This is a genomic window from Halomonas sp. A020, from assembly GCF_027943625.1.
In the GTDB taxonomy this organism is placed as follows: Bacteria; Pseudomonadota; Gammaproteobacteria; order Pseudomonadales; family Halomonadaceae; genus Vreelandella; species Vreelandella piezotolerans.
This window is the reverse complement of sequence record NZ_AP022850.1, coordinates 3,904,279-3,929,627: the sequence shown is the minus strand read 5'-3', so window position 1 is coordinate 3,929,627 and position 25,349 is coordinate 3,904,279. Positions and strand designations below refer to the sequence as shown.

General features: G+C 58.2%; 24 protein-coding genes. 13 read left to right on the top strand and 11 right to left on the bottom strand.

What is annotated here, in order from left to right; genetic code table 11:
* Positions 1-89: 89 nt before the first annotated feature.
* Complete coding sequence (locus FRH_RS18470; RefSeq protein ID WP_139526945.1) at positions 90-413, top strand: tryptophan synthase subunit beta like protein; 324 nt, start codon at positions 90-92, stop codon at positions 411-413.
* Positions 414-468: 55 nt separating this feature from the next.
* Here the strand turns inward: FRH_RS18470 and FRH_RS18465 are convergent, their stop codons facing one another.
* The 5 genes from FRH_RS18465 to FRH_RS18445 form a co-directional block, all read right to left on the bottom strand.
* Positions 469-2,376 carry an EAL domain-containing protein gene (locus FRH_RS18465; RefSeq protein ID WP_153842729.1) on the bottom strand — a complete coding sequence of 636 codons (1,908 nt, stop codon included), beginning with the start codon at positions 2,374-2,376 and terminating at the stop codon, positions 469-471.
* Positions 2,377-2,389: 13 nt separating this feature from the next.
* Entirely contained in the window at positions 2,390-3,103 is a 714-nt protein-coding gene (locus FRH_RS18460; RefSeq protein ID WP_153842730.1) for a transglutaminase-like cysteine peptidase, read from the bottom strand.
* A gap of 79 nt (positions 3,104-3,182) precedes the next feature.
* On the bottom strand, positions 3,183-3,485 hold the full coding sequence (locus FRH_RS18455; RefSeq protein ID WP_044630743.1) for an addiction module antidote protein: 303 nt from the start codon (positions 3,483-3,485) through the stop codon (positions 3,183-3,185).
* Complete coding sequence (locus FRH_RS18450; protein WP_239296521.1) at positions 3,482-3,781, bottom strand: type II toxin-antitoxin system RelE/ParE family toxin; 300 nt, start codon at positions 3,779-3,781, stop codon at positions 3,482-3,484. Before FRH_RS18450 ends, FRH_RS18455 begins: the two co-directional genes overlap by 4 nt.
* 83 nt (positions 3,782-3,864) lie before the next feature.
* Positions 3,865-4,410 (bottom strand): arylesterase, encoded by a 546-nt coding sequence (locus FRH_RS18445; protein ID WP_281998182.1) that lies wholly within the window; start codon positions 4,408-4,410, stop codon positions 3,865-3,867.
* A gap of 205 nt (positions 4,411-4,615) precedes the next feature.
* On the opposite strand from FRH_RS18445, the gene FRH_RS18440 reads away from it, so the two are divergent.
* The 4 genes from FRH_RS18440 to glyA all read left to right on the top strand — a co-directional run bounded on the left by FRH_RS18440 (position 4,616) and on the right by glyA (position 10,916).
* Positions 4,616-5,431, top strand: coding sequence for an ABC transporter ATP-binding protein (locus FRH_RS18440; RefSeq protein WP_139526950.1), 816 nt, complete (start codon positions 4,616-4,618; stop codon positions 5,429-5,431).
* Positions 5,424-7,982 carry an FtsX-like permease family protein gene (locus tag FRH_RS18435; RefSeq protein WP_281997495.1) on the top strand — a complete coding sequence of 853 codons (2,559 nt, stop codon included), beginning with the start codon at positions 5,424-5,426 and terminating at the stop codon, positions 7,980-7,982. Before FRH_RS18440 ends, FRH_RS18435 begins: the two co-directional genes overlap by 8 nt.
* A gap of 109 nt (positions 7,983-8,091) precedes the next feature.
* Entirely contained in the window at positions 8,092-9,495 is a 1,404-nt protein-coding gene (locus tag FRH_RS18430; RefSeq protein WP_153842732.1) for a hypothetical protein, read from the top strand.
* Between the two features lie 155 nt (positions 9,496-9,650).
* Positions 9,651-10,916 (top strand): serine hydroxymethyltransferase, encoded by a 1,266-nt coding sequence (glyA, locus tag FRH_RS18425; protein WP_281997494.1) that lies wholly within the window; start codon positions 9,651-9,653, stop codon positions 10,914-10,916.
* Between the two features lie 74 nt (positions 10,917-10,990).
* Here the strand turns inward: glyA and FRH_RS18420 are convergent, their stop codons facing one another.
* From FRH_RS18420 to FRH_RS18410, 3 genes are all read right to left on the bottom strand, one after another.
* Positions 10,991-11,803, bottom strand: a complete 813-nt coding sequence (locus FRH_RS18420; protein WP_153842734.1) for a glycosyltransferase — start codon at positions 11,801-11,803, stop codon at positions 10,991-10,993.
* 81 nt (positions 11,804-11,884) lie between these two features.
* The gene (locus FRH_RS18415) at positions 11,885-12,469 is read right to left on the bottom strand and encodes a FlgO family outer membrane protein (RefSeq protein ID WP_281997493.1); all 585 of its coding nucleotides are present in this window, start codon (positions 12,467-12,469) and stop codon (positions 11,885-11,887) included.
* 5 nt (positions 12,470-12,474) lie between these two features.
* Positions 12,475-13,215 carry a hypothetical protein gene (locus tag FRH_RS18410; RefSeq protein WP_348773455.1) on the bottom strand — a complete coding sequence of 247 codons (741 nt, stop codon included), beginning with the start codon at positions 13,213-13,215 and terminating at the stop codon, positions 12,475-12,477.
* A 104-nt stretch (positions 13,216-13,319) separates the two neighbouring features.
* On the opposite strand from FRH_RS18410, the gene FRH_RS18405 reads away from it, so the two are divergent.
* The 3 genes from FRH_RS18405 (at position 13,320) to FRH_RS18395 (ending at position 17,022) form a co-directional block, all read left to right on the top strand.
* Entirely contained in the window at positions 13,320-14,393 is a 1,074-nt protein-coding gene (locus FRH_RS18405; RefSeq protein ID WP_281997492.1) for an OmpA family protein, read from the top strand.
* A 474-nt stretch (positions 14,394-14,867) separates the two neighbouring features.
* Positions 14,868-15,782, top strand: a complete 915-nt coding sequence (locus tag FRH_RS18400) for an HAD-IIB family hydrolase (protein WP_239296601.1) — start codon at positions 14,868-14,870, stop codon at positions 15,780-15,782.
* A gap of 19 nt (positions 15,783-15,801) precedes the next feature.
* Complete coding sequence (locus tag FRH_RS18395; RefSeq protein WP_139526964.1) at positions 15,802-17,022, top strand: glycosyl transferase; 1,221 nt, start codon at positions 15,802-15,804, stop codon at positions 17,020-17,022.
* 61 nt (positions 17,023-17,083) lie between these two features.
* Here FRH_RS18395 and FRH_RS18390 read toward each other — a convergent pair whose 3' ends face one another.
* Entirely contained in the window at positions 17,084-18,685 is a 1,602-nt protein-coding gene (locus FRH_RS18390; RefSeq protein ID WP_239296530.1) for a methyl-accepting chemotaxis protein, read from the bottom strand.
* 199 nt (positions 18,686-18,884) lie between these two features.
* Here FRH_RS18390 and FRH_RS18385 point away from each other — a divergent pair, with 199 nt between their 5' ends.
* The 3 genes from FRH_RS18385 to FRH_RS18375 are packed head-to-tail and all read left to right on the top strand — an operon-like array spanning position 18,885 to position 20,675.
* The gene (locus FRH_RS18385) at positions 18,885-19,751 is read left to right on the top strand and encodes an MBL fold metallo-hydrolase (protein ID WP_139526967.1); all 867 of its coding nucleotides are present in this window, start codon (positions 18,885-18,887) and stop codon (positions 19,749-19,751) included.
* 31 nt (positions 19,752-19,782) lie between these two features.
* Complete coding sequence (locus FRH_RS18380) at positions 19,783-20,256, top strand: YeeE/YedE family protein (protein ID WP_281997491.1); 474 nt, start codon at positions 19,783-19,785, stop codon at positions 20,254-20,256.
* A complete protein-coding gene (locus FRH_RS18375; RefSeq protein ID WP_281997490.1) occupies positions 20,253-20,675 on the top strand; it encodes a DUF6691 family protein in 423 nt (140 codons plus the stop codon). The genes FRH_RS18380 and FRH_RS18375 overlap by 4 nt, the downstream gene beginning before the upstream one ends.
* Before the next feature lie 35 nt (positions 20,676-20,710).
* Here the strand turns inward: FRH_RS18375 and dsbG are convergent, their stop codons facing one another.
* Positions 20,711-21,493 carry a thiol:disulfide interchange protein DsbG gene (dsbG, locus tag FRH_RS18370; RefSeq protein WP_281997489.1) on the bottom strand — a complete coding sequence of 261 codons (783 nt, stop codon included), beginning with the start codon at positions 21,491-21,493 and terminating at the stop codon, positions 20,711-20,713.
* Positions 21,494-21,628: 135 nt separating this feature from the next.
* Positions 21,629-23,389, bottom strand: a complete 1,761-nt coding sequence (locus tag FRH_RS18365) for a sugar phosphorylase (RefSeq protein WP_281997488.1) — start codon at positions 23,387-23,389, stop codon at positions 21,629-21,631.
* Between the two features lie 256 nt (positions 23,390-23,645).
* Between FRH_RS18365 and nrdR the strand changes: the two genes are divergently transcribed.
* Positions 23,646-24,143, top strand: a complete 498-nt coding sequence (gene nrdR / locus FRH_RS18360) for a transcriptional regulator NrdR (RefSeq protein ID WP_139526974.1) — start codon at positions 23,646-23,648, stop codon at positions 24,141-24,143.
* Entirely contained in the window at positions 24,143-25,291 is a 1,149-nt protein-coding gene (gene ribD, locus FRH_RS18355; protein WP_281997487.1) for a bifunctional diaminohydroxyphosphoribosylaminopyrimidine deaminase/5-amino-6-(5-phosphoribosylamino)uracil reductase RibD, read from the top strand. Before nrdR ends, ribD begins: the two co-directional genes overlap by 1 nt.
* Positions 25,292-25,349 lie beyond the last annotated feature (58 nt).

Sequence of the window (25,349 nt, the reverse complement as noted above, 5' to 3'; positions counted from 1 at the left end):
CAAAGGCCGCCTCCGGGCGGCCTTGTTGTCTCTAACGAAGGTTTACGTTTCGCAACCAATCGGCGCGTTTACTTACAGAGGAAGCCGCTATGCTCTACATCAAACGAAATGCCCGTGGGGAGATTGTGATGCTCAGCAAAGAGCCCTCGCCTGAGTGTAATGACACCATCGCGGCGGACTCGCCGGAGGTGTTTGCCTTTCTGGCCCAGCAAACGGGGCAGTCGGCGCAAATGATCGCGTCGGATTTGGCGTTTGTACGGGTCGTCGAAGATATGCTGGAAGTGTTGCTGGAGAAGGGCGTGCTCAGTTTTACCGACTTGCCTGCTGCCGCTCAGAGCAAGGTGATGGAGCGTAAGTCGCTTCGTTCTAAGAACGATGTCAACTTGATCGGTGATGATGGCGGTATTATCTGACGCGGCAGGTGCCGCGTCATTCCTATCGTGTTATTTCTTCGAGTCGTCTTCCGTGTTAGCTCAAGCGAACACCGGGCCCCGTTGCACCGTCCACGCCTGTGCGGAATAGGCTTTGTAACTCCTCCGAGTCAATGACCCCCTCAGCGATGACCTGGATACCCAGGGAGTGGCACAGCGTGGCCATGCCGCGCACGATGGTCTGCTGCTCGTTCGAGACGTGAATCCCACGAATCAAGCTGCTATCGACCTTCAGGTAGGCAAGCCCCACATCGTGCAAGTCAGCGAGTTTGGTGAATTCGGCACCCACGTGCTCGATGCCGAACTGACAGCCGAGTGGGCGAAGAGCACTACACAATCCGCGTAGGCTACCAATGGAGTGGGCCGTTAACGTTGCGGGTACTTCGAAGCACAGCTTGCTGGCGAGAGCGGGCTGCTTTTCTAACAGTAAACGCAGCTCGTTGACGAACTGGGCATTGTTGATCGATGCAATCGAGAGGTTAACACCGATACGCTGATCAGGATTTGCCTCGAGTTGTCCCAATGCTTTTTTGACGACGGCCATATCCAGCGCGGGCTCGAGAGCGAAGCGCGTTACCCAAGGAATGAAGATACCGGCGGTCTGCCAAGCATTGGCAAGTTCCAATCGTGCGGGACATTCATAGTGAAGCACCTGGTTCTGGGCATCGATCACGGGGAAATATGCCAACTGTGGGCCTTGTTCGATGGCCACGGTCAGTGCGGTTCGCCACTCGTTATGGTTGCCAAATAGCGACCCTTGTTCCCGTTGGCGTAGGGCAATATTCGTTGAGCTGCTACCGCTTTCGGCTTCGGCCAGGGCGTCGTCTAAGGTAGCCAGTAGCGGCCCGCGTTCGTCGTCTGAGTGATACGCTACGATCGCGGTGGCCAAGCGTACATCGGCCTGAGGGGCGCTGGCAGTAACGGTGGCCAGCGCTTGCTGCAAACGGGGCAGCAGGGCATCCGGCTGCTCTTCGAGTGGTAGCATGAGCAGGAAGTCGCTGCCGTTCAAACGGCCGATGAGCGCCTCGTCGGCGCTGGTTTCCAGGGCGGCAAGTGCCTTAACCAACGTACTGAGCAGTTGGTCGGTGGCTTGGTGGCCAAGCTGATCGTTCAAGTGCTCTAGCGCCTGTACACGCACCATGACCATCAGGCCGGTGGCACGGGCATCGTCGCTACCCAAAAGTGAGGCCAATCTGCCCATCAGCACATCACGGTTCAGTGCGCCCGTCACCCGATCATGCTGCAAATCGCGACGCAGCTCATCGAGCTTTTGACTCTCTTGGCTCAGCATTTGGCGTACATTAGCGGACAGCACGTTCATCGCCTGGGCGACTTCGCGTAGCTCTAAGGTGCGGGGCTCTTGGATAGTCGTGAAGCGTCGCGCGCTGATATCTTTAGCTTGAGCCACAACGCGTACCAGCGGGTGCTTGATGCCCCGCACCAAGACGGTGGCAATCGCCAAGCTAATGGCACCTGCCAGCAAAAACCAGCCGGCAAGCTCTAGCATACTGCGCCATAGAGAAGCGTAGGCGTAGCTGTGCTGACTCTCTAGTTCCAGTGTACCGAACTGTCGCCAGCCATCTTGAATCGTTGCAGTACCGGTGGGGACATCAAACTGCACTAAGCTTCTAAACCATGCAGGCACGTCGCCGCTATATCCATCGGCGCGGCGCTCGACAAGAACTTCGCCCTCGGCGTCACGCAGAATGATCGAACGATAGTAGCCGGTATCGAACTGTGCAGAGATCAGCAGCTCCAGAATCACTAGATCTTTGTCGAGCTGGCTCATGGACAGGGCCAAGGTGGTGGCATTGTCTGCGTTCTTGATGCGCACTTCCTGCTCGATGTAGTCACGGCTGCTGGTAATACTGATCGCTAAGCTACCGACGAACGACAGTAGTAAGAGCGCAATAATGGCCAGCCAAAGCTGTTTAATCAGCGACATAGCGCCAGTCCTCTTAAATGAATCCTTGTGATTGCATCCGCCCGATCACGCTGCGCCAGCGCGACAGTCGTGCCAGTGGGTCGGCACGGGATTCTGAACCGCCACCTGCCCAAAGCCCGTCGCTGTTGAAGCTAAAAACGGGATCTAGATCGTTACGTTGGGAAGCGGGAGAAATAGAAGGCGCAATGTTATCCAGTACCAGTGGCTCGGCGTTCGGCGTCGAGTAGTAACCTAGCACCATGTGGGCTTGGGTGATTTGACTACGGCCAATTCGGGCGCGAACGTAGATCATGCGCAAGCGCTCACCCGGTACTCCCAACTGCTTTAAGGTAATGTATTTAGCAATGGAGTAGTCCTCACAGTCGCCTTGACCTTTACCTAGCGCTTCCAGGGGGGTGGCCCAAAAGTCTTCCTCTCCCCAAACGCGAATATCCTCCACCCAGCGGATGCGGCGGTTGAAAAAATCATTCACGTCACGCAGTTGGGCTTGTACATCCTGGCCGCGCAAGCGCTCCAGCAGGGCGAACCACTCTTCTAAAACGCTGAGCCCCCCCTGTCCATATAGCTGCTGCATACTTTGCCGAAGCCGTTGCGGGTTGAACGCCACAGCAGAGCTGGGATTGATCCCCAGCCCAACGCCCAATAACAACGCGCCAGCAGAAGCCAGAAACTGCCGGCGCGATAGGGAGCAGCATGGAGGGGATGATGAAGTCGACATGGACGCCATTAGCGTTGGTCAAATATCGCTTAAGACTACAAGCTAAGGCGTAAAAGCGCTATATCTCCTCAGTAGAAAGTACCAATGTTTACATGACGGGTTCTTCTTGGTGTGGTTTTGCCGTTAAGTCCATACCCAGTGCACGCATGACAGCTAACATCGTCTTCAGCGTTGGGTTGCCTTGCTCGCTGAACGAACGATAGAGCTGTTCACGGGAGAGGCCAGTTTCGCGAGCAAGTTCTGTCATTCCCTTAGCGCGCGCTACGATACCCATCGCTTTAGCAACATAAGTGGCATCTCCGGTTTCCAGGGCATCAGCGAGAAAGAGAGCGATGGCTTCATCGTTCTCTAATGCTGCTGCCGGGTCATAGTCGTAAATCTTATCGCTCATGATTCCTCCCATTGTGCTGCCAGACGCTGCGCTGTATCGATATCGTTTTGCTGCGTGCTTTTATCGCCACCACATAAAAGGATGACAAGTTCGTTACCGCGTTGTTTAAAATAGACACGATATCCTGGGCCATGATGAATACGCAGTTCACTGATGCCTTGGCCAACGGGTTTTACATCGCCAGCTAATCCGTTGGCTAGCCTGAAAATACGAGCAGCAATCAGTGCTTTTGCGCGCGAATCACGGAGCTTACGTTCCCACCGTCGGTAAGTGTCGGTCTGTTTAATAGCAATCATAAAAATATTGTAGTTCTTAGACTACATGCGTGCAAGCTATGAAAAACCGGTGCTTAGCCAGTCGGTGCTGTGCACCAAGTATACTACTGAGAAGAGGCCCGATACGTCTCTTCCAGCATGGGTTCAAGGGCGGGCCAAACGTTATCTAAGATAATGGGCTGTGCGTCAGCGGTAGGATGGATGCCATCGCTTTGCATTAATTGTTGATTGAGAGCGATATCTTCCAGCAAGAAGGGCACCAGCGAGAGCTCGTACTCCTGTGCCAGAGAGTGATAGACGCCGGTGAAGGCATCGCGGTAGGCTTGACCGTAGTTCGGCGGAATATCGATCCCTAGGAGTAATACTTCCGCACCCGCTTGCTGGCTCTGCTCGATTATAGTGGCTAAATTGGCGCGCATTTGAGCGGGAGGTAAACCGCGTAAACCATCGTTACCGCCAAGTTCTAAAAGAACGATATCCGGCTGACGCTGTCCGATAATATCGGCAAAACGTTGGGCACCGCCTGAGGTGGTCTCTCCGCTGATGCTGGCGTTCACCACCTGTGCGTCACCCTCGAGGCGCTCTGCCAGCAGCGACACCCAGCCCTGCTCCTGCTCGATACCATAAGCCGCACTCAGGCTGTCTCCCATGACGAGGAGCGTTGGCAAGCCCTCTTCGGCAGTGCTGGCTTGCAGCGGGACAGCCCCCAAGAATACGACCAGTAGAAGGGTGCTTGATAGACCACCACGAACGGCCGTTTGCCACGACTGAAAGGTCAGTATCTGCGTCAACCATGCTGGAACCACGCGTTTTTGTATCGCTAATATCCAAAGAGCTACAGGGAATTTACGCTTCATGTCTTACTCCTCTGACCCTACATCCCATACCGTGACCGAAGGTGCGCCGTTGCGCTCGCCCCACACCGACCCATCTGCTGCCCAGAAGGTTCCCCAAGCAGCCGCTAGCCAGCCCGTCCTGCAGGCCGAAAAGCTCGCCAAACGGGTGACCAGCGGTGAACGCACGCTAACTATCTTACATGACTTATCGTTGAGCGTAGCGGCCGGGGAGAGTGTGGCTATATTGGGCAAAAGCGGCGCGGGTAAATCCACGTTGCTGGGCTTGCTGGCCGGGTTGGATACGCCCAGCGACGGCGAATTGACTCTTTTTGGCCATGCCTTGAGTCGCTTGGATGAAGATGGTCGTGCGGCATTACGAGCGGGGCGAGTGGGCTTCGTGTTCCAGAACTTTCAACTGCTGCCGACGCTCAGCGCACTGGAAAACGTACTGCTGCCCCTAGAGCTCTCTCCTCGAGCCGGAGAATCGCACGCTGCCCAGCAGTGGTTGGAGCGTGTAGGGTTGGGGGAGCGCACGTCTCATCAGCCTAAGCAGCTTTCCGGCGGAGAGCAGCAGCGAGTAGCCATTGCACGCGCTTTCGTGACGGACCCCGAGCTGGTGTTCGCCGATGAACCTACCGGCAACCTAGACCCGGATACCGGTGCGCAGATCATCGACCTGCTGTTTACGCTCAATAAAGAAGCGGGCACGACGCTGATTCTCGTGACACACGACCACGCCTTGGCGCGCCGATGCGACCGCTGCCTGCGGCTGGCCAACGGCCAGCTCGTGCCGTTCGAACCGGCCCCAGTCAACAGCGAGGAAGGCGATGAGTGATATCAACTGGCGATTAGCCGCGCGGAGCCTCAAGCGCGACCTTCGCGCGGCGGACGTGCGAGCGCTGTTCGTGGCCCTGGTCTTGGCGGTGGCCGCGTCCACCATGATTGCGTTCTTCCTTGACCGCTTAGAGCGTGGTTTGGAGCGTCAAGCGGGTCAGATGCTAGGGGGCGACTTAGTCCTCGAACAGCGCGACCCGTTTTCAGACGAGCTGCGCGCCACTCTGAAGCAGGCTGGCTTCACGCTGAGCGATCAAGTGGATCTAGTCTCCATGATCAGCCAAGGGGAGCGCTTTCAGCCCGCCAGCCTCAAGGCAGTCGATGATGTGTATCCGCACTATGGTGTGTCACATGTGGACCGAGGAAACGGCGTTGAGCAAATCGCGTCAGGCCCGCCACCGGGCGAAGCCTGGGCCGATCCTCGGCTGGCCGAGTTGGTCGAGATCGCGATAGGCGACCGCGTACAGGTGGGGCAAGCGGAGCTGACCATTAGCGGGATTATCGAACGCGAAGCGGACCAGTCCGCCGGTTTTGGTAACTTCAACCCGCGCTTGATGCTCAATACCGCTGATCTCGAATCAACCGGGCTGGTACAGCCAGGGTCCCGTATCGAGTTCGAACTGTTGGCCGCTGGTCCACCCGAGGCATTGGATCAGGTTCAAGGGTTGTTGACGCAGCTTCGCCGTGACGGTGTCGAGGTGCGTGATGTTCGAGTCGATCGTCCGCAGTTGGGTAATGCGCTGCAACGGGCAGAAAGCTACTTGGGCTTGGCCGGTTTGGCGGCAGTGTTGCTGGCGGGTGTCGCGGTGGCGATGTCGACCCGCCGTTACGTAGAGCGCCACCTGGATACCGCTGCGCTGCTGCGCTGTTTCGGTGCCAGCCAGTATCAGCTGGTGACGATCTTTAGCCTACAGCTGCTGGGACTGGCGTTGATGGCCTCGCTCATCGGCGCGCTGTTGGGCTTGGTGGGGCAAGCCGTGCTGCTGTGGCTACTGACCAGTTTCCTGCCCATGACGCTGCCGCCGCCGGGCATCATGCCGCTATGGCTGGGTATTTTCACGGCGCTGGCGGTATTGGTCGGCTTTGCCGGGCCAACGCTGCTGCGTATCAAGCAGGTGAGCGCGCTCAAAGTACTGCGACGTGAGTTAGACCCGCTCCCGCCCGCGGCGTGGCTGGTGGTCGGCGTGGCTGGCATCGTCTTTGGAGGGCTGCTGTGGCTCTACTCGGGCAGCTTCTCGCTGGCCTTGGCGCTGCTGGTGGGCGGGGCAGTCCTCCTGTCGCTGCTATGGGGCGTGAGTTCCCTGTTAATGAGAGGCATGCTACGTGCCCTACAGCGCTTGACGGGCGGCAGTGAATGGGCGCAGGCGTTGCGTTTGGGGGGAAGACAGTTAGCCCGTCGTAAACAGGCGGGGCTAGGCCAACTGCTTGCCTTTTCGGTCACGTTCTTTGCCATGGCGATGATCGTGTTGGTGCGAGGCGATCTGCTCACGACATGGCAAGATCAACTGCCCGCTGACACGCCCAATTACTTTGCCATCAATATACAGCCCAGCGAACGCGATGCTTTCGAGCAGGCGGTCGCGCCTCGAGTAGAGACCCAAAGCACACTCTACCCGATGGTACGTGGGCGAATTACACAGATTAACGGCCAAGCACCCAGGGAGGCCGTACCTCCTGATGCTCGAGGCGATAACTCGCTACGCCGTGAGTTGAACCTCACCTGGCAATCAGAGCTGCCCGAAGGGAACCAGGTGGTGGCGGGGCAGTGGTTTGTCGCGGAGCCCCAAGGCTGGATGAGCGAAGTGGATGCCACCGCCTCCAGCGAGTCGCAAACCGTACCTATTTCGGTAGAGGATGGTTTGGCTGAACGCCTTGGTTTGGGGATAGGAGACGAAATCACGTTTGCCGTGGGGAGCGATAGCATCACCACGCATATTCAAAGCCTGCGTAGCTTGAACTGGGATAGCTTCAATCCGAACTTCTTCGTGATCTTCCCGCCCGGCGTGTTGGAGTCGTTTGGTCATAGCTTCATCACCGCCTTTCACTTGCCGGATCAAGAGCAGGGGCTGGTGCGCGAGCTGGTCAGCGACTTCCCAGGGGTGTCTCTGCTCAATGTGGATGCCATTCTAGGGCAGGTGCGCGACGTGCTGACCCAGGTCACTCGGGCGGTAGAACTCGTGCTGGTTCTAGTCCTGTTAGCGGGTGTCAGCGTGCTTTACGCTGCGCTTACCGCCAGCCGCCCGGTGCGTGCCCATGAAAGTGGTCTGCTAAGGGTGTTTGGTGCAGGTAACCGTATGATTTCCCGAGTGCAGGGGGCCGAATACGCGCTGCTCGGGTTTGCCAGCGGCGTGTTGGGAGCCCTATTGGCAGAGCTCGCTACCGCGGCGCTCTACCTCTATTGGCTGGATCTTACACCCCGCCTGCACCTGGGTCTGTGGCTAGCACTTCCCATTGGCGGCGCGCTGCTGATTGGTTTGATTGGCCACGCACTCTCCTACAGCCTGCGCAAACAAGCCCCCGCGGCGAGTCTGGGATTATTAGGCGAGGCGTAGCGTCTCTCTTACAAAAGGCGGTCACGAGCCGCCTTTTTACTACCTGGACGGCAGTGGCGGTATCGTGACTTGGTGATATGCTGAAGCCTTTCAACAGGGAGGTCAGGGTATGCGTAGTAAGGTAATGACATGGGGCGTTGCAGGGGTGTCATTTTGGCTGGTCATAGGGACTGCGCATGCGTCGCTAGAGCAGTTCGAGGCGGATTTGCAGGCGGAGTTGGCGGGCGACGATGCTCGAATGGCGATTGGGCAACTGGTGGAAGAAGCCAATGGCTATGTCGCAGAGGATGTAGCCGTTACCTACCCCAACGGCGATCTGCTCTCGATCGACCGCTATCGCGTGGACGGTCGATACGCGCAGCCCGAGTCGATTACGCTAGACGGCATCCGCCTCACGGAGCTGGGATTCGACACGCCCGTGTTGACGGTGGGCGAGCTGGTCATGCGAGACCCTAGCGCGGCCGTTCCCTCACTGGCCTCTTTCGAGACCGAAGACAGTACCCTCAATGCACTCAGCTTGACCGATATGACCTTTCGGTTGGAGGGTAGCCTGGGCGATGAACTAGCCGCCGAGTTCGATAGCCAAACGCTTGCTGGCTATCTCTCCATTGACGCTCTCGAGCTGGAGGAAGTGAGCCGTAGCGCCGTGGGTTTGATTGCGCTGCAAGGGGTGAGTGGGGAGTTCGATGATCTCGCCACCGGCATCTCCGCAACGCTGGCGTTAGGCGACATGCGGATCGAGGCGCTGGAAGGGCTCGACCAGCCCGGCGAAGAGCGCCTCGAACATGCCGAGTTGAACGGTTTCAGCTTGACCAGCGAGCAGTGGAGCGTGCTGCTGGATAACGCTTGGGTCAAAGGTAACAGCTACCTAGGCGAAGCAGGCTTTCGCGGTGCCGAATTCGATCTGGGGGGGCTGATTGACCTAGCGCCACCTTCCGAACGCGATGAGCTGCAGGCGTTGAATCGTGTGCTGACGGGCGGAACCGGGCGTTTGAGTGCCGAAGGGCAGAGTGCTTCCCAGTGGCATGAGCCCGAACCCGGCGAAGCGAACGGCCGTGCGCGCCTCACCTCCGAAGGCTATCTACAGCTGGACGGCGCAGGCGGGCTCGAATTCTCCATGGATGTGCCCATTAGCCTACCGAAGGGCGCCACACTCGAGCAGGCCAGCAAAAACCCCTCGCTGTTCGAAGCAGCGACGCTTTACGGTGGCAACGCGACCGTGGCTTACCGCGATGAGGGGTTGCTGCCGCGTATAGCCACCGAAATGGCGGCACAAGGGAGGATCAGCGAAGAACAGGCGATTTCGCAAGCCTGGTCGCAGGCCCAGCAGCTCGGGCCGCTCGTAGGCCCACAGCTCACCAAACTGATGGTGGGGATGGTGGATATCATGGCCGGAAAGGCCCAGTCGCTGACCGTTCACGTGGCGGTACCCAATCCCTTTATGCTCAATCAATTCATACTCGACCCCATGGGCAGCAGCGAGCGGCTCACCTTTACCTTCGAACTCAAGTAGCGTGGTTGTCCAGTCGGTCAGTTTTTAGCGCGGCTGGCAACATGAAACATGCTCATGCAAGACCTGACGCGGATGCGATGAAAGTCGCGTCCGGCTGCGGTATCATAGCCGCCTCGCTTCTCCATGATGATCCTTTCGTAACGAGGTTCCCGCCGATGTTCAGCCGCGACATGACAATTGCTGGATTCGATGATGCGCTGTTTGATGCCATGCAAAAAGAAGTGGCACGCCAAGAAGCCCACATCGAACTGATTGCTTCCGAAAACTACGCCAGCCCCCGCGTACTCGAAGCACAAGGCAGCCAGCTGACCAACAAATACGCCGAAGGCTATCCCGGCAAGCGCTACTACGGCGGCTGTGAATTCGTCGATATCGCCGAGAACCTGGCCATCGACTACGCCAAGCAGCTGTTCGGCGCGACCTACGTCAACGTGCAGCCGCACTCGGGCTCGCAAGCCAACAGCGCCGTGTTCCAAGCGCTGGTCACGCCAGGCGACACCATCCTCGGTATGAGTCTGGACGCGGGCGGCCACCTGACCCACGGCGCCAAGCCGAATTTCTCCGGCAAGCACTACAATGCCATTCAGTACGGCCTGAACGAGCAAGGCCTGATCGACTACGATCAAGTCGCCGAGCTGGCCCGTGAACACAAGCCGAAAATGATCATCGCCGGTTTTTCTGCCTACTCGCAAATCGTCGACTGGGCGAAATTCCGTGAAATCGCCGATGAAGTGGGTGCTTACCTACTGGTCGATATGGCCCACGTCTCTGGCTTGGTCGCTGCAGGCGTCTACCCCAGCCCGCTGCCCCATGCTCACGTGGTGACCTCCACGACGCATAAAACCCTGCGTGGCCCACGCAGCGGCGTGATTCTGTCGGCAGAGAACGACCCGGACATCGAGAAGAAGCTGCAGTCAGCGGTGTTTCCGGGCGGCCAGGGCGGCCCGCTGATGCACGTGATTGCGGCCAAAGCGATCTGCTTCAAAGAAGCCATGGCGCCCGAGTTCAAAACCTACCAGCAGCAGGTGGTCAAGAACGCTCAAGCCATGGCGTCGGTCTTCATCGAGCGTGGTTACGATATCGTCTCAGGCGGTACTGAAGACCACCTGTTCCTGCTGTCATTGATCAAGCAAGGCGTGACCGGCAAAGATGCGGACGCCGCGCTTGGCCGCGCCCATATCACCGTCAATAAGAACGCCGTGCCGAACGACCCGCAAAGTCCGTTCGTCACCTCTGGTCTGCGTATCGGCACCCCCGCCGTGACCACTCGCGGTTTTGGTGAGCAAGAGTGCGCACAGCTTGCCGGGTGGATTTGTGACATTCTCGACGTGCTCGCCAAAGGCGAAGACACCAGCGCGATCGAAGCCGACGTGCTGAATAAAGTCGCGGACGTATGTGGTCATTTCCCGGTGTATAAATAAGCACTGCATAGCCACGTGGTATGCAGAAGCGCTAGCCCTAGCGGGCTAGCGCTTTTTTTGTTGAAGTGCACCTATCAGGCCGAGGGGGGATTTTGGCGAATGATGCTTACCTTTTGCTGCTCTTTGGTCCATTTGCCTGCTTTCTTGTCGATATACTGGAAATGCTCGTTGGTGAAGCTTCCCTGGTTGCAAGCGTGACGGTAGGAAACCGTGGGCACGTCTGCTTGATCCAATAGCTTGATGAAAACGCCTGGCCCGGTCAGCTCGAAGACGTTGGTAAGCTGATTCTCGACAATGTTTTGATGTACCTGCTCGATCAATTTCAGCAGATTGGGATTGCCCGGGCGGCTGGCGATGAAGTAATTGCTCAACTCTCCTTTACGTGTCGTCACATACAATTCGTCGATATCTGCTGGTACGACCCGACCCAACGGCCAGATAGCGTGGGCATCGATATCCAGGTAAACGCCGCCATGTTTATACAGCGCCAATAGCCTCCAAAAATCGGCTTGGGCAGCACCAATTTGCAGCCTGTCGTAGCTCTCGAGCCACTCTGGGCTGAAGTTCTTTTCGATGAAGTCGTGGCGCGCTTGGGTGATCATGAATCGATACTCAAAGCGCGGTGCCATCAGGCGGTTGAACAGATAGTTGAGATACACCGGCAGGGTGACTCGGTTCGTAAAGTTGGTTTGCCAAATGATTCGAGGGATACTGCTCTCTTGCTTCGACGAAAGCCAAGGGGCTGCTCTTTCTGGCAGGGTAAAGCGCTTGGCAGGAAAGAGCGCGTGAAACCCATAGCTCAGCATCTTGGTAATGTTGGCAAACAGTTTGATCACCCGGCTGATGGCCACAATATGAGGCTGGCGGGTACGGCGACGTAGAGACATAGTCGTCCTTTCGATGAGCAAATGAAAAGCCTAGCGTATCGGCTAGGCTTTCAGAAGGTACTGTGCGTCAAATCGGGTGTTTTACCATCCGCCCTGAGCCTCTAATAGGCTGCGCATATTATTATCCAAAGGTAGCTGGAAGTCTGCACTGCCTAGCACCATGGCATCACCAGCGCGTACGACGCGGGCACTTACGTATAGATAGTCCTGGCCCTGAGCGTAGGTGCCCATTAGGATGGAGCGCGCATTGTGCTGAGAGCTTAGCCGTTGAACTTGGCGCGATAGAATCAATTCCCCCACGCTCTCTTCGATAAACATGCTATCGCGCATTTTGACTTCGCGAACCTGCATGCCTTGTTGGGCGAGTGAGGAGGCCATGATCTCGGAACTGATCCGACCAAAGGTCGACGATTGACTCAGATTATCGATACTGACGAACGTGGCTGCAATCATCGGGCTATAGCGAGTCAAGTCAGGATTGTTAGCGACCATCCGCTGCGCCGCTTCATGGGCGAGCTCTGACAAGTCTGGTTCTGGTTCTTGAGGTTGGGCGCTATTGCCTAGGTTAGCGCAGCCTGCCAGCAGTAGCGTCATGCAAAGCGTAGCCAACATGTCAGTGCGAAGCAGGCGCATCGACGGTAACGCAAAGATTGAGCGTAGAGACATAAACATTACCAAGTATCAGTGATAGAAACAGTCGACGTCGTAGGCGTTCTAGGTACCCGATGCGGGGCGTATTGGCGGCGATCACCCGAGTTAATGTAATAGATATTGGAGGAGGAGTAGAGGATTTGATCCTGTTCCACTATCTGGGTGGTGATGATGATTTCTTCATTGCCTTTGGGTGTCCAGCTACCGCTGGTGGTATCGGCCACCATCGCCGCTGGGATGAGCGCAAGTGCTGGTTCACTCCAGTTACCTAAAGGAATACTGGCCACCGCGATGCCGCTCGCTAAGGCCGTGTAAGCGCCAAAGGGTGGTCGTGTATAGCCACGATCTCGGTGCTCGACGACTTCCACATCGATTTGAATCGTGGCGCCGTTGGCACGTGGCTGTGTCGTGACGCTACCGCCGCCGGATACGAGCTCGCTGGTTAGCAGTGTTCTAAAGCCACGCTCGAATTCCCCGCCACTGTAATAGGAGCCGTACTGCTCATGCTCCGGCGCCGCAATGTGCAAGTCGCGAAAACGCACTCGTTCGCTGGATAAAATGCCCGCGGCTTCATGCTGTGCAAGGACCTCCCAATGCTGGGCTGCCTGCATCTTTTGCTGTTCCGAATAGGGGTATGTCGTAGCAATGGGCGCTTGGGAAGTGCTGGCGTAAAAACAGCCGCTGAGCATCAGGCTCGCAAGTCCCAGGCCAACGGGGCGTAAATAACGGGCAATGGGGTGTGTCATAGGACGAGTGCGCACCTGGTAGTTCCTTATCGCTACTAATCGGCTTTTTGATAGACTAGTTTGCCATGCTTAGCATAGATCGGCCACGAGGTTAAAAACTTGAATGAGTAATCACCCCCATGCTTGAGGACCACCGTAGCGGCCCGCGTCATGATTCGCTGCTATCGACATACCCTGAGGACGATAGCAACAGCGGATGGATGATTAGCTATATCGATATCATGACGCTCCTCGTCGCGCTGTTCGTCATCATTATCGCCGCCGCCGGCGTCACGGGTCCCAATTGGGCCCCTGACGAGCCAGTAGCGGACACAAGCACGGCCCATACGACACCATTGGAAGTGCCTTTGCCAACCCTGCTGGAGGAGCGGCGCCAGTCACGTCCGCTGATGCCGACAGTGGTGCCGGGTGAGCTCGACCCCATGGCGATCAGCGCCGCATTGGGTGTTGCAGGACTGCCGCCACGCGTCGCACGTTCGCCCAGCGCGCCGCCCTTATTGGCGCTTCCCGCTGATGCCGATGCAGAGCCCAGTTCAGAGTGGAACCTGGTCGCATCGCTGACGGACAGTCGCCAGGCCAGGCGGCCGTCTCCCTCTCTGTCACAGCCGCTTCCCCGGTTGCCCACGCCACTGGTCCAGGTAGAAGCACCGTCGGAGGCACTGCCTTTGGCCGATTATATGGTGCTGCTCACGGACCGGCCGCCGGTGAACGTCCGCGAGGTGAGCGATGAGGCAATCAGTGGCGCGCTTGCGCTGATGGACAACCTCGCTGAACGGGTCGATACCTCGCCTTACTTACCCAACCTGGAGGGTGTCGAAGTCTCGCGTGTGGCAGAGGGAATTAGTCTGAGGGTGCAAGATAGGCTGCTGTTCCCTTCGGCAACCGCCGAACTGACCCAGGGAGGTGCCTCGCTGGTGGGTAGTCTGTTGGAAACGATCCAGCGTTACGAGGGGGAGGTGTGGGTCGAAGGCCACTCCGATAGCCAAACTATCAACACCCCGGAATTTTCGTCCAATTGGGCACTCTCCAGCGCCCGTGCCATCGCCATCGTCGAAGCCTTGGAAGCGGCTGGCGTTGCTGCAGAGCGCTTGCGAGCCGTGGGGTTAGCCGCGACGCAGCCGCTCGAAGACAACAGCACCGCAGAGGGTAGGGCGCGTAATCGCCGTGTCGAAGTCGTCATTCACGTAGAGTGATGTTTTCGTCGAAGGGGGATGTACTAAATGAGCGTGTGGGAGGAGTGAGCTGAAAAAAAAGCCCGCCGGGGGAGGCGGGCATGAAAGGGCTTGGCTCACTGCAGCCCACTGACATCAGGTGAGGGGGTGTACAAGGTTGTCAGTGGGTACAATTCGAGTATAGCTATTTGCGAGCGTTTGCCAAGGCCTTGTGCAACTTTTTTACAGGTATTTCACGACTAGATATTTCACGACTGGGGTTGTTTATGACGCCCTAAACCGCACTATGTTAGTGCATTTTAGGTGCTCTATTTTGGTGCTCTCGTAATCGGTCATGCCGATTCTTTTTTAAGTTTTTGATTTATTTTATATAAATAGTGTTGGCACACATTCTGCTTTATTGCTTATCTGAGAACGACGCCTGAGTAACGGCTTTTCAGATTGCGATAAGGTGGCGCCATGAACGAACACTCCCGCACGACACAGACTCCTCCCATGTTGGCGAGTCTTCCTCTCCAGCCTCTTGGAAGCCCTGATCCGGCGCTGACACCACGTTTGGTGGTGACCGATCTCGACGGGTCGCTGCTCGATCATCATAGCTACGATTTTTCGCCTGCAGCACCTTGGCTCGCACGCCTGAAACAGCTGGGCGTGCCGGTGATTCCGGTGACCAGCAAAACCCGTGCCGAACTAGTGACGTTGCGTGAGTCGCTGGGCCTGACCGCAACGCCATTCGTAGCGGAAAACGGCGCAGTGATTGGCTTGCCCCCAGGCTGGTGCCATGCGCGGCTGGATCGCCCTGGTAGCGGTCGAGATGGGGTGGTCGTCAAGCACACCGGCGTGGACGTTGGGTTCATCCGCGCGCGACTGAACGTGTGGCGCACGCGGCTGGGCGTGCGTTTCACTCGAATGAGCGAGCTCGATATCACTGAGGTCATGTCGCTGACGGGATTGGATGAGACGCGCGCGAGAGCTGCCCGACAGCGCGAAGGCAGCGAGCCGCTCATCTGGCAAGACGACGACACTGCCCTAAAAAATTTCCGCTTAGCGCTAGAGGGCGACGGCCTGATGCTGACTCAAGGTGGGCGTTTTTGGCATGTAATGGGCAACGCTTCGGATAAAGGCAGCGCCGTCGATTGGCTCATCAAGCGCTTTACTGCGCTGCGCGGCCGTCCGCCGCTATCTCTAGGCCTGGGCGATGGCCCCAACGATATATCCATGCTCGAGGCGGTCGATCAGGCCGTGGTCATCAAAGGGTGCCACGAACTGGCCGTCACCCCGTCGAATGAAGCGCTGTATCGCACTCGAGCGGCCGGACCCGCCGGCTGGGCCGAGGGGGTGGCCTACTGGTGGGGGCGAGACGACCGCCGACTAGCGGCGGCCCCAGTACTGCTAGCCGTCACGGCCTAACCCATCAAGAGGTTCGCGTATGAGTGACTTCCATCAAAACGGCGTCATCACCGATTTTCATAATCTTACCCGTCGCCCGGTCGAGGCGCTCGAGCAAGAGCTAAGCCAGTTCGCCAACCGTCGACCGATGGGGCTCATCCTGCCGTCGCTGTTTTCCGAGTTGGAGGGACCCGCGCTATCGGCGATCGTCGATGAGTTGGTAAAGGTGCCGTATCTCAATGAAATCGTGATCGGCCTGGATCGTGCCGACCGTGAACAGTTTTTGTATGCCCGCGAGTTTTTCTCCCGTTTGCCTCAGCACACGCGCATTTTATGGAACGACGGCCCACGTTTGCGCGAACTCGATGCCGAGCTGGAGAGCCACGGCCTGGGCGCACTAGAGCCCGGCAAAGGACGCAACGTGTGGTACTGCGCGGGATACGTATTGGCCTCCGGCCGTTCATCGGTGGTAGGCCTACACGACTGCGATATTCTCACCTATGACCGTAGCTTGCTGGCGCGGCTCATGTATCCCGTGGCGCATCCGCGCTTCAACTACAGCTTCTGTAAAGGGTATTACCCTCGTATTGCCGAAGGAAAGTTGAATGGCCGCGTGTCGCGGTTGATGGTGACGCCGCTGCTGCGGGCGCTCAAGACCGTATGCGGGCCGCTGCCTTATCTGGATTATTTGGATAGCTTTCGTTATCCGCTCTCGGGCGAGTTTGCAATGCGCAGCGACGTGCTGGAAGGCATTCGTATTCCCGCCGACTGGGGGCTTGAAATCGGCGTGCTGTCCGAACTCCAGCGTAACTACTCTCATCGTCAACTATGTCAGGTGGATATTGCCGATGCCTATGACCACAAGCATCAACCCGTCAGCGAGGGGGATGCTACCGGTGGCCTGAACCGAATGAGCTTGGACATCGCCAAGGCCCTGTATCGCAAGTTAGCGACGCAAGGAGTGAGCTTTAGCAGTGAAGACTTCCGCACGCTCAAAGCCACGTACTATCGTTTGGCGCTCGATTTGATCGAAGCTTACGATCACGACGCCACCATGAATGGCCTCAGTTTGGATCGTCACTGTGAAGAGCAGGCGGTAGAGCTGTTTGCCAGCAACCTGTTGGAAGCGGGAAACCTGTTTTTGGACAATCCCCGGGAGCGGCCCTTCATTCCTAGCTGGAACCGCGTACAAGCCGCCGTGCCCGACCTGTTGGCCAGGATGCACGAGGCGGTAGAGCTGGATAATCAAGGCAAGGTCTAGTCGAGGCGTATTAGGCATGGCATGGCCTCCGCCGTGCTAGGCGGAGGCCATGTCTGGGCGATTAAAAATCGCTAAAGGAGGAGGAGCGGGCCATAGGTGGGGTAATGGCGGCCTGTGGTGCTTGGTGGTCGAGCTTGAAGTTCGTCACTAAATGGCGGAGCTGGGTGCTCAGCTGCGCGAGTTGCTGGGTCGCGTGGTTACTCTGCTGTACCAACCCTGCGTTTTGCTGCGTCATTTGGTCCATCTGTGTCACGGCCTGATTGACCTGCTCGATACCGCTGCTTTGTTCGATGGTGGCTGCCGAGATGTCCTGCACCAGCGTGCTGAGCTGCTGAATGTCAGCCACTACACCGTTGATCATTTCACCCGTGTTTTTAACTTGGCGGCTGCCTGCGACCACCTGAGCATCCGCGTTTTCGATCAAACCTTTGATCTCCTGGGCAGCAGACGCCGAGCGGCTAGCCAACTGGCGAACCTCGTTGGCCACCACCGCAAAACCACGCCCCTGCTCCCCCGCGCGGGCTGCTTCTACAGAAGCGTTAAGTGCCAGAATGTTGGTCTGGAACGCGATGGCATCAATGGTATTGACGATACTGCTCATCTGCGTGGCGCTGTTGTTGATGTTCTCCATGGTATGAATCACCGACGCCATGGCGTCGCTGCCACGTTGAGCACTTTCCGCCGTTTTGGTGGCGAGGGTACGAGCATGGTCAGCATGGTCGGCGTTCTGCTTCACCGTTGCCGTTAGCTGCTCCATGCTGGAGGCGGTCTCCGCCAGCGACGCAGCTTGCTCTTCGGTACGGGTGGAAAGCTCTTCGTTGACGCCAACGATTTGCTCCACGCCGTGATTCACCTGATCCGCGCCGTGGTGAATGTCACTGATGGTCCCAGCCAGCGTTTCGCGCATGCGGTTGATGTCATACAACAAGCTATGCTGATCGTTAGCGGAGAGGGTGGCCGCTTGAGTAAGATCGCCATCGGCGATGTGACGTACTACCGTGGCGGCATAGCGTGGATCACCGCCCAGTCGGCGGGCAACGTCACGAATGACCCAGCCCATCAGGAGGGTGACCGGTACACCGATCACCAAGAGGATGAAGGCGGAACGAATCAACCGGGCAATGAAGGCGGCATTGATATCGTCGACATACACGCCAGCCGCCAGCGACCAGCCCCACTCTGGCAGGTAGGCAACATAGCTCACTTTAGGCACTTGGTCGTCACCGCTAATACGCCGTGAGTAGTAGTCCACGTGGCCACCACCGGCTTGGGCAACGTCCAAAAAGGCTGAATAGAGTCGCATACCGCTGGCGTCTTGATAGGCGCTCATATCCTCGCCTCTGGGGCGGTTAGGGTGCGAAACGATCGCTAAATCGTCATCGAAAGCAAAGACGTACTCCCCCTCACCAAAACGAACGCTGGCGATGCTGTCGATGGCTCGCTGCTGCGCTTCTTCTTCGGTCAGTTCGCCGCTCTCGGCGCGTGCCTGTAGCGCTTCTAACTGTCCATGGATGCTGCTCACGATATGCTGAATACTGTCGCGTCGTTCACTTTCGATGGTTTGGCGGTTTTCCCACGCTAACCACCCCACCAGCAGTAGCATCGCCACCCAAATGATGCCCAGCGTGCCCCAAAGTTTCTGTGTCGTTGTCAAACGGTTCATGGTGTCCCTATAAAAAATTCCAAGCAGTAAGTAAGCCCTCACTGTTATCGGCCATTATCGTTCATACCTTAGTCGAGTGAATCGAAAAGTAGGGATGGAAAGCACTATTAATTCTTTAATGGTATAAATATATAACTTTATTTGCGCTACACTCAGGGCACGTACTCAACGACAGTTATCCATCAATGGGAGGCTCTCGATGCAACGCCCCATCGTGACCCACTTTTTCGACGAACCTACCAATACATTCAGCTATGTGGTGCAAGATCCCGACAGTGCTGCGTGCGCCATCATCGACTCCGTACTGGACTTCGATTACGCCGCTGGCCGCACCGACGTTCGCTCGGCGGAGCAGATCATCGCCTTTGTGCGCCGCCAGGGGTTGACGGTGGAATGGATCTTAGAAACGCACGTACACGCCGATCATCTGTCGGCGGCCCCCTATCTACACTTGGCGCTAGGCGGCAAGACCGGTATTGGTGCCCATATCGTCGATGTGCAGGAAATATTCGGTAAAGCCTTCAATGCAGGCTCGGAGTTTGCCCGAGACGGCAGCCAGTTCGATGCGCTCTTCAAAGAGGGCGATGTCTTCGCCATTGGTGGGCTCGAAGGGCGGGTGCTGCACACGCCGGGCCACACGCCCGCCTGTCTGACCTACGTGATAGGCGACGCCGCGTTTGTGGGGGATACCTTGTTCATGCCGGACTACGGTACCGCGCGCTGCGATTTCCCCGGCGGCGACGCACGCACGCTCTATCAATCCATTCAGAAAGTGCTGGCGCTACCCGAAAAAACGCGGCTGTTTTTATGCCACGACTATCAAGCACCTGGACGTGAGCACTATCAACATGAGACGAGCGTGGCCGAGCAGCGCCGAGCGAACGTCCATGTGCATGACGGCATTAGCGAAGAGGAGTTCGTCAAGATGCGTACCGAGAGGGATGCCACGTTAGGTATGCCGCGCCTGATCATTCCTTCGGTGCAGATCAATATGCGGGCGGGGGAAATGCCCCCAGCAGAAGATGACGGGCAAGTGTATTTAAAAGTGCCGATCAACCGGTTTTGATGTTGGAAAGTAGAAGGCGAGATCATCAGTCATGAATGAAACAGCCAATGGGTTGGCAAGTTTGCAAGGGTTGATGGGAGGCGTGTTGATAGGCCTCTCAGCGGTATGGCTAATGGGGGCGCTGGGCCGTATTGCCGGTATTAGCGGCATCATTGGAGGGCTGGTGACCCAGCGCCCGAGAGGAGACAGCGCGTGGCGCATGGCGTTCTTGGCTGGGTTAGTCAGCGGCCCGTTGCTGGTGATGGCGGCCGGGGGCGGGCTGGGTAACGTGGCAGGCGTGCCCGGTGCGGTGATCGGTGAACCCGCAGGCGGCGTGCCGCTCATGCTGTTGGCAGGCCTGCTGGTAGGGGTAGGCACGGGACTTGGCAGTGGCTGTACCAGCGGTCACGGCGTATGTGGCTTGGCGCGTTTGGCACCTCGGTCGATGGCGGCCACCGTCACCTTCCTGGTCGCGGCCATCGCGACGGTCTATGTGGTTCGCCATGTCATGGGAGGTGGAGCATGAGGGTTCCAGCGGTAAAAACAGCGGCGGGATATCTCGCTGGCCTGCTGTTCGGTGTCGGACTCGCGATCTCCGGGATGACCGACCCCGCGCGCGTGCTCGGCTTTTTGGATGTGGCTGGTGCCTGGGATCCGACGTTGATGTTCGTACTGGGTGGCGCCGTTGGCACCACGTTCGTGGGCTATCGCGTGGTCTTCGCTCGCGGCACGCCGCTGTTTGGCACCCACTTCCAACTGCCGAGCAAGCAAGAGCTGGACGCCAAACTGTTAGGCGGCGCGGCGCTGTTTGGCGTGGGCTGGGGGCTATCGGGTTACTGCCCTGGTCCTGCGATCGCCTCCATCGGCGGAGCAACGTTGCCGCTGCTCGCGCTGTTGGCGGCCATGGTGTTGGGCTGGTTCATTGCTCAGCGGCTGTCCCACTAGCCAAATGGGCAGCAATACCAGCCGCATCGACGCTCTCATGGCGCTTCGCTACCCATCATCTCGATGAAGCGCTCGTCGCTGGGTAGGCCTTGAATACGGTCTATGCGGACCGTGCCGCTGTCGGTTTCGCGTTGGAACGCACTGGTGGGAGTGGCGTAGAGGCCGAGCTGTTCGAAGAGTTGATTGTTGTCGTAGACTTGCTCTTCGATGTCTCGTGGCTGTGCGCTGGGAGAGAGTTCATCGCCCTCACTATGGCGATGTAGCGCGGCGGATGGGGCCTCGGCGCCCAGTATCGTGGCGGCGAGTGCCGGGCTATTGGGGGCTAGAATACCCACCATGATATGGCGCAGCTGCACTTCGCCAGCCTCTACCCAAGGGCGGGTTTGCTGCCACAGCTGACGGCAGTAGGGGCAGTTGGCGTCAGTGAACGTGTAGATGACGCGTGGCGCATCCGGGTTGCCATCCTGGATCCAGTGGCTCTCTTCGAGCAGCGCCCACGTGTCGGCTTCCAGCGGCGCTCGTACGTGCTCATCGAGCTGGGCCTCAGTCAGGTCGGTGCCTTCACCGTCGACCAGCGTGCCAATGATCGCATGCTCTCCATCGGGGGTGAGATAAATCGCCATGTCCTGCCCTTGCACGCTGGCCCCAAAGCCGCGCATTCCGCCCGGTGCATCGAACTGACCATGAATCGTCAAACCCTGGTTGGCGAGCGCCTGAATGGGCGCGGGCAGCTCGTCAGCGAAGCTGACAAAGGCAGTGCTAGCTGTCGCGGCCAGCAGGCTGACACGACCGAGACTTTTTAATGAAACCCATGACATCGCATAATCCTTTCAGTAAAACGGCGTGGGGCACTCGCGCCTCCTTGCCTCGTGACATGATCGTCACACAGTATCGCAGCGGATGATTATGTAAGAGTGACGATCATGGATGCCTGAGTCGTTATGTCGCAAGCGTCAAGCGTCAGCCACCAGCCAGCACACGGCATAGGGTGGCAGCGTCGCGTCATGGTGAGTACTCGCGCTGCCGATCGGCTGCCAGTCATGCTGAGTAAGCGTTTGATGGAGGGCATCCCCTGCGTGAGTGAGATCGACCTTGCCATCGGTCACGTTGTAGAGCGCGAGTAGGCGTCGACCGTCAGGCAGGGGGCCACGCTCGAGGGCGAGCAGCTCAGGGGGAGTGTCGATCACGCGCTGCGGGGCGTTGGGGTGGAAACAGGGCTCTTGACGACGCTGTGTTAGCAGCCGATGCAGGGCATGAAAAACGTCATGAGTCGGGGTGGCGGGGCTCTCTAATAACAAGGCAAGCTCATCGAGCTGCCAGCGTCGGCGGTTGATCGAGCGCAGGCGGCCGCTACGTTCCACACCTTCCACATCGTTCAGCGTGCCGGTGAGCGTGTGGATATAGAGCGCAGGGATCCCTTGCAAGCTGAGCATGATCGCTTGGCTGCAGAGAAAGCGTGCAATTTGCCACGGGTCCGGGCCACGGCGAGTGCCGCGCATCGCCTCGAACCATGTGATATTGATCTCGTAGGGCGTGTCGCTGCCGTCAGGATTGCTGCGCATACTGACAAACCCACCAAAGCGATGCATCAATTCCAGCAGCGCGTCACGCTCGTGGTCGGGTAGCAGGCCTTCAAGAGGCCGTACACCTATACCGTCGTGGCTGGCGGTAAAGTTCAAGTAGGTACACTGCGGCGGCAGTACCGGGAGGCTGTTCAACCACGTTTGTAGCGTCGTCGCTTCCCCGCGGGTCAGGGTATGCAGTAAAAGCGGGGGCAGGGCGAACTGATACACCATGTGGGCTTCGTCGGGAGTGCCCTGCGTCAACCGCTCCAAGCCAAAGTAGCTGATGTTTTCGGCGTGTGGCACGTTGGTTTCGGTAATCAACAGCGTGCCGGGCGCCACCTCATCCACGATAGCGCGCAGTAAGCGCACGACGGTATGGGTCTCTGGCAGATGGATGCACGGGGTGCCGAGCCGTTTCCATAGAAAGGCCACTGCATCCAGGCGAATGATGCGCACGCCTTGCTGCAGGTAGAACAGCAAAATGCCGACGAACTCGAGCAGCACGTCCGGGTTTTCGAAGTTGAGATCGATTTGATCTTCCGAAAAGGTGGCCCATACGTGGCGGGTGCCGCGGCGCGTCGAGATCGGCACCAATAACGGGCTGCTGCGCGGGCGGGTGACCTGGGAAACGTCCGTGTCAGGATCCACCTCTATGAAATAGTCGCGCCCGGGTAGGCTGCCGGTGAGATAGTCGACGAACCAGAGCGACTCTCGGGAGACATGGTTGAGTACCAAGTCAGCCATCAAGTCGTAGTGGCTGGCTAGGGTTTGGACGTCCGACCACGCGCCCAGCTCACTATTGACCTCACGATAATGAATCACCGAAAAGCCGTCGTCGCTGCTCCAAGGGAAAAAGGGCAGCACGTGAACCCCACTGACGGTGTCTCCCAGATAACGTTGCAAAAACGTATCCAGCACGGCTAGCGGTGGCGTTCCTTCATCGACGATCGAGTCGCCGTAACAGATGACCCACTGATCCTTTTCGCTCCACATTGGTGCATCGACAGACTGACCGTTAACGGTCGGTGCAGCGTTTGCTCCCCCGCGAAAATGCGCGACGTGTTGACCTATTCGCCGCTGCACTTCCCCTGCACGCGGGCCGTATAGGTGGGTGAGGTAGTGGTGAACGGTCTTTTCGAAATCGGTCATAACGGGCGTCCTTTCAATCATCCTTCGACAAACGCTGCAGCTTGTGTGCCAAATCGTTACAATACGTCGAGATAGGGGCCGTATAACACCGCCATGCGATAGCTCGGCGGTCGGCTACCGCCGACAGCTGGCGATAAAACAGTTTACAAAATAGCGAAGGGCTCGTAGAGCACGCACCGTGACGCTGCGTCCCTTCGTTCAGGCTGACACGCTGCACGTACTGGTTTTAGTGCGTACTGATAATAGGTTGACTGCCATGCATTGCCCTTTTTGTGGTGCAAACGATACGAGAGTGACGGATTCCAGGCTGGTGGCAGAGGGTGACCAGGTGCGCCGACGCCGCCAGTGCGCCAGCTGCCATGAGCGTTTTACGACGTACGAGACCGCTGAGTTGATCATGCCGCGGGTGGTGAAGTCCGACGGTTCTCGCGAGAGTTTCGATGAAGCAAAGCTACGTGCGGGGATGCTCCGCGCACTGGAAAAACGCCCGGTCAGTGCCGAGGCGATCGAAGCCTCGGTAGAGCGCATTCGTCAAACGTTGCGCGCACGTGGTGACCGTGAGGTGAACGCCCGGGAGGTGGGCGAGGCGGTCATGAAAGCGTTACGTAGCCTCGACCAAGTGGCTTACATTCGTTTTGCCTCTGTATACCGCAAGTTTCAGGACCTGGATGAGTTTCGTGCTGAAATCGATCGGCTCTCCCAAGAGCCCTCCGATGAGCCGGCCGGGCAGGGATCACCGAACGGAGCGTCATAATGGGTGAGTTCTCCACTGCCGATCATCGCTACATGGCCCGCGCGATTCAGCTGGCCAAGCGGGGACTTTACACCACCGACCCTAACCCAAGAGTGGGGTGCGTGATCGTGCGCTTCGATAGCGATGGAGACGCTCGCATCGTGGGGGAGGGGTATCACGTGCGGGCTGGGGAACCTCATGCCGAAATCCATGCGCTTCAAGCGGCAGGCAACGCTGCACAGGGCGCGACGGCGTACGTCACGTTAGAGCCGTGTTCTCACACGGGGCGCACGGGCCCTTGTGCCGTGGCCCTGACCAAGGCGGGTGTCCGTCGCGTGGTGGTCGCGATGCAAGACCCCAACCCCCAGGTCAGCGGTGGCGGTATCGCACACTTGGCCTCCGCCGGTATCGACGTGCAGGTAGGTTTGCTGGAAGCCGACGCCCGGGCGCTCAATCCCGGCTTCATCTCGCGCATGGTGCGCCGCCGTCCCTTTGTGCGGCTGAAGATGGCCATGAGCTTGGATGGTCGGACCGCGATGGGCTCAGGTGAGTCGCAATGGATTACCGGGCCCCAGGCGCGCACGCAGGTGCAGCGCCTGCGGGCGCGGTCGAGCGCCATCCTGAGCGGCGTAGAGTCGCTCATCATGGATGACTCCCGGTTGACGCTGCGCGCCGACCAATTAGCCTTGGGCAACGCCGACGACATCACCCAGCGCCAACCCCTGCGAGTGATTCTTGATTCTCGCCTGCGTCTTCCTCTGGCGGCAGCGTGTCTGCGCGAGCCCGGGCGCACGCTGATCATCACCACTGACCAGCACAGCGAAGAGAAACGGCACCGGTTGGCGCAGGCCGGGGCCGAGATTCATGTGTTGCCTGCCGAAGGCGGGCGCATTGCACTGGCTGACATGCTGCGCTGGCTGGCAGATAATGAGCAGGTGAACGAACTCTTGGTAGAAACGGGAGCGACGCTTGCGGGCGCGCTGCTGGAAGCCGGCCTGGTCGATGAAATGCAGCTTTTCGTCGCGCCGACATTGCTGGGCGGCGAGGCAAGACCGCTGTTTTCCCTGCCGGGAATGACCCAGATGGCCGATCAAAAGCGCTTGACGATCCTCGAGTCGCGAACCGTGGGAAACGACTGGTGGATCATAGCCGCCCCGCACGCTGACTAGCGCAAGCCGTCATTGCAAGGTACCCTGACGCCCGAATTCGCATACGATGCGAGCCTAA

Bases quoted from the DNA above. Each gene is read 5' to 3' on its own strand.
- FRH_RS18470 (WP_139526945.1), top strand. From the start codon at position 90: ATGCTCTACATCAAACGAAATGCCCGTGGGGAGATTGTGATGCTCAGC.
- FRH_RS18465 (WP_153842729.1), bottom strand. From the start codon at position 2,376: ATGTCGCTGATTAAACAGCTTTGGCTGGCCATTATTGCGCTCTTACTA.
- FRH_RS18460 (WP_153842730.1), bottom strand. From the start codon at position 3,103: ATGGCGTCCATGTCGACTTCATCATCCCCTCCATGCTGCTCCCTATCG.
- FRH_RS18455 (WP_044630743.1), bottom strand. From the start codon at position 3,485: ATGAGCGATAAGATTTACGACTATGACCCGGCAGCAGCATTAGAGAAC.
- FRH_RS18450 (WP_239296521.1), bottom strand. From the start codon at position 3,781: ATGATTGCTATTAAACAGACCGACACTTACCGACGGTGGGAACGTAAG.
- FRH_RS18445 (WP_281998182.1), bottom strand. From the start codon at position 4,410: ATGGGAGACAGCCTGAGTGCGGCTTATGGTATCGAGCAGGAGCAGGGC.
- FRH_RS18440 (WP_139526950.1), top strand. From the start codon at position 4,616: ATGTCTTACTCCTCTGACCCTACATCCCATACCGTGACCGAAGGTGCG.
- FRH_RS18435 (WP_281997495.1), top strand. From the start codon at position 5,424: ATGAGTGATATCAACTGGCGATTAGCCGCGCGGAGCCTCAAGCGCGAC.
- FRH_RS18430 (WP_153842732.1), top strand. From the start codon at position 8,092: ATGCGTAGTAAGGTAATGACATGGGGCGTTGCAGGGGTGTCATTTTGG.
- glyA (WP_281997494.1), top strand. From the start codon at position 9,651: ATGTTCAGCCGCGACATGACAATTGCTGGATTCGATGATGCGCTGTTT.
- FRH_RS18420 (WP_153842734.1), bottom strand. From the start codon at position 11,803: ATGTCTCTACGTCGCCGTACCCGCCAGCCTCATATTGTGGCCATCAGC.
- FRH_RS18415 (WP_281997493.1), bottom strand. From the start codon at position 12,469: ATGTCTCTACGCTCAATCTTTGCGTTACCGTCGATGCGCCTGCTTCGC.
- FRH_RS18405 (WP_281997492.1), top strand. From the start codon at position 13,320: ATGCTTGAGGACCACCGTAGCGGCCCGCGTCATGATTCGCTGCTATCG.
- FRH_RS18400 (WP_239296601.1), top strand. From the start codon at position 14,868: ATGTTGGCGAGTCTTCCTCTCCAGCCTCTTGGAAGCCCTGATCCGGCG.
- FRH_RS18395 (WP_139526964.1), top strand. From the start codon at position 15,802: ATGAGTGACTTCCATCAAAACGGCGTCATCACCGATTTTCATAATCTT.
- FRH_RS18390 (WP_239296530.1), bottom strand. From the start codon at position 18,685: ATGAACCGTTTGACAACGACACAGAAACTTTGGGGCACGCTGGGCATC.
- FRH_RS18385 (WP_139526967.1), top strand. From the start codon at position 18,885: ATGCAACGCCCCATCGTGACCCACTTTTTCGACGAACCTACCAATACA.
- FRH_RS18380 (WP_281997491.1), top strand. From the start codon at position 19,783: ATGAATGAAACAGCCAATGGGTTGGCAAGTTTGCAAGGGTTGATGGGA.
- FRH_RS18375 (WP_281997490.1), top strand. From the start codon at position 20,253: ATGAGGGTTCCAGCGGTAAAAACAGCGGCGGGATATCTCGCTGGCCTG.
- dsbG (WP_281997489.1), bottom strand. From the start codon at position 21,493: ATGTCATGGGTTTCATTAAAAAGTCTCGGTCGTGTCAGCCTGCTGGCC.
- FRH_RS18365 (WP_281997488.1), bottom strand. From the start codon at position 23,389: ATGACCGATTTCGAAAAGACCGTTCACCACTACCTCACCCACCTATAC.
- nrdR (WP_139526974.1), top strand. From the start codon at position 23,646: ATGCATTGCCCTTTTTGTGGTGCAAACGATACGAGAGTGACGGATTCC.
- ribD (WP_281997487.1), top strand. From the start codon at position 24,143: ATGGGTGAGTTCTCCACTGCCGATCATCGCTACATGGCCCGCGCGATT.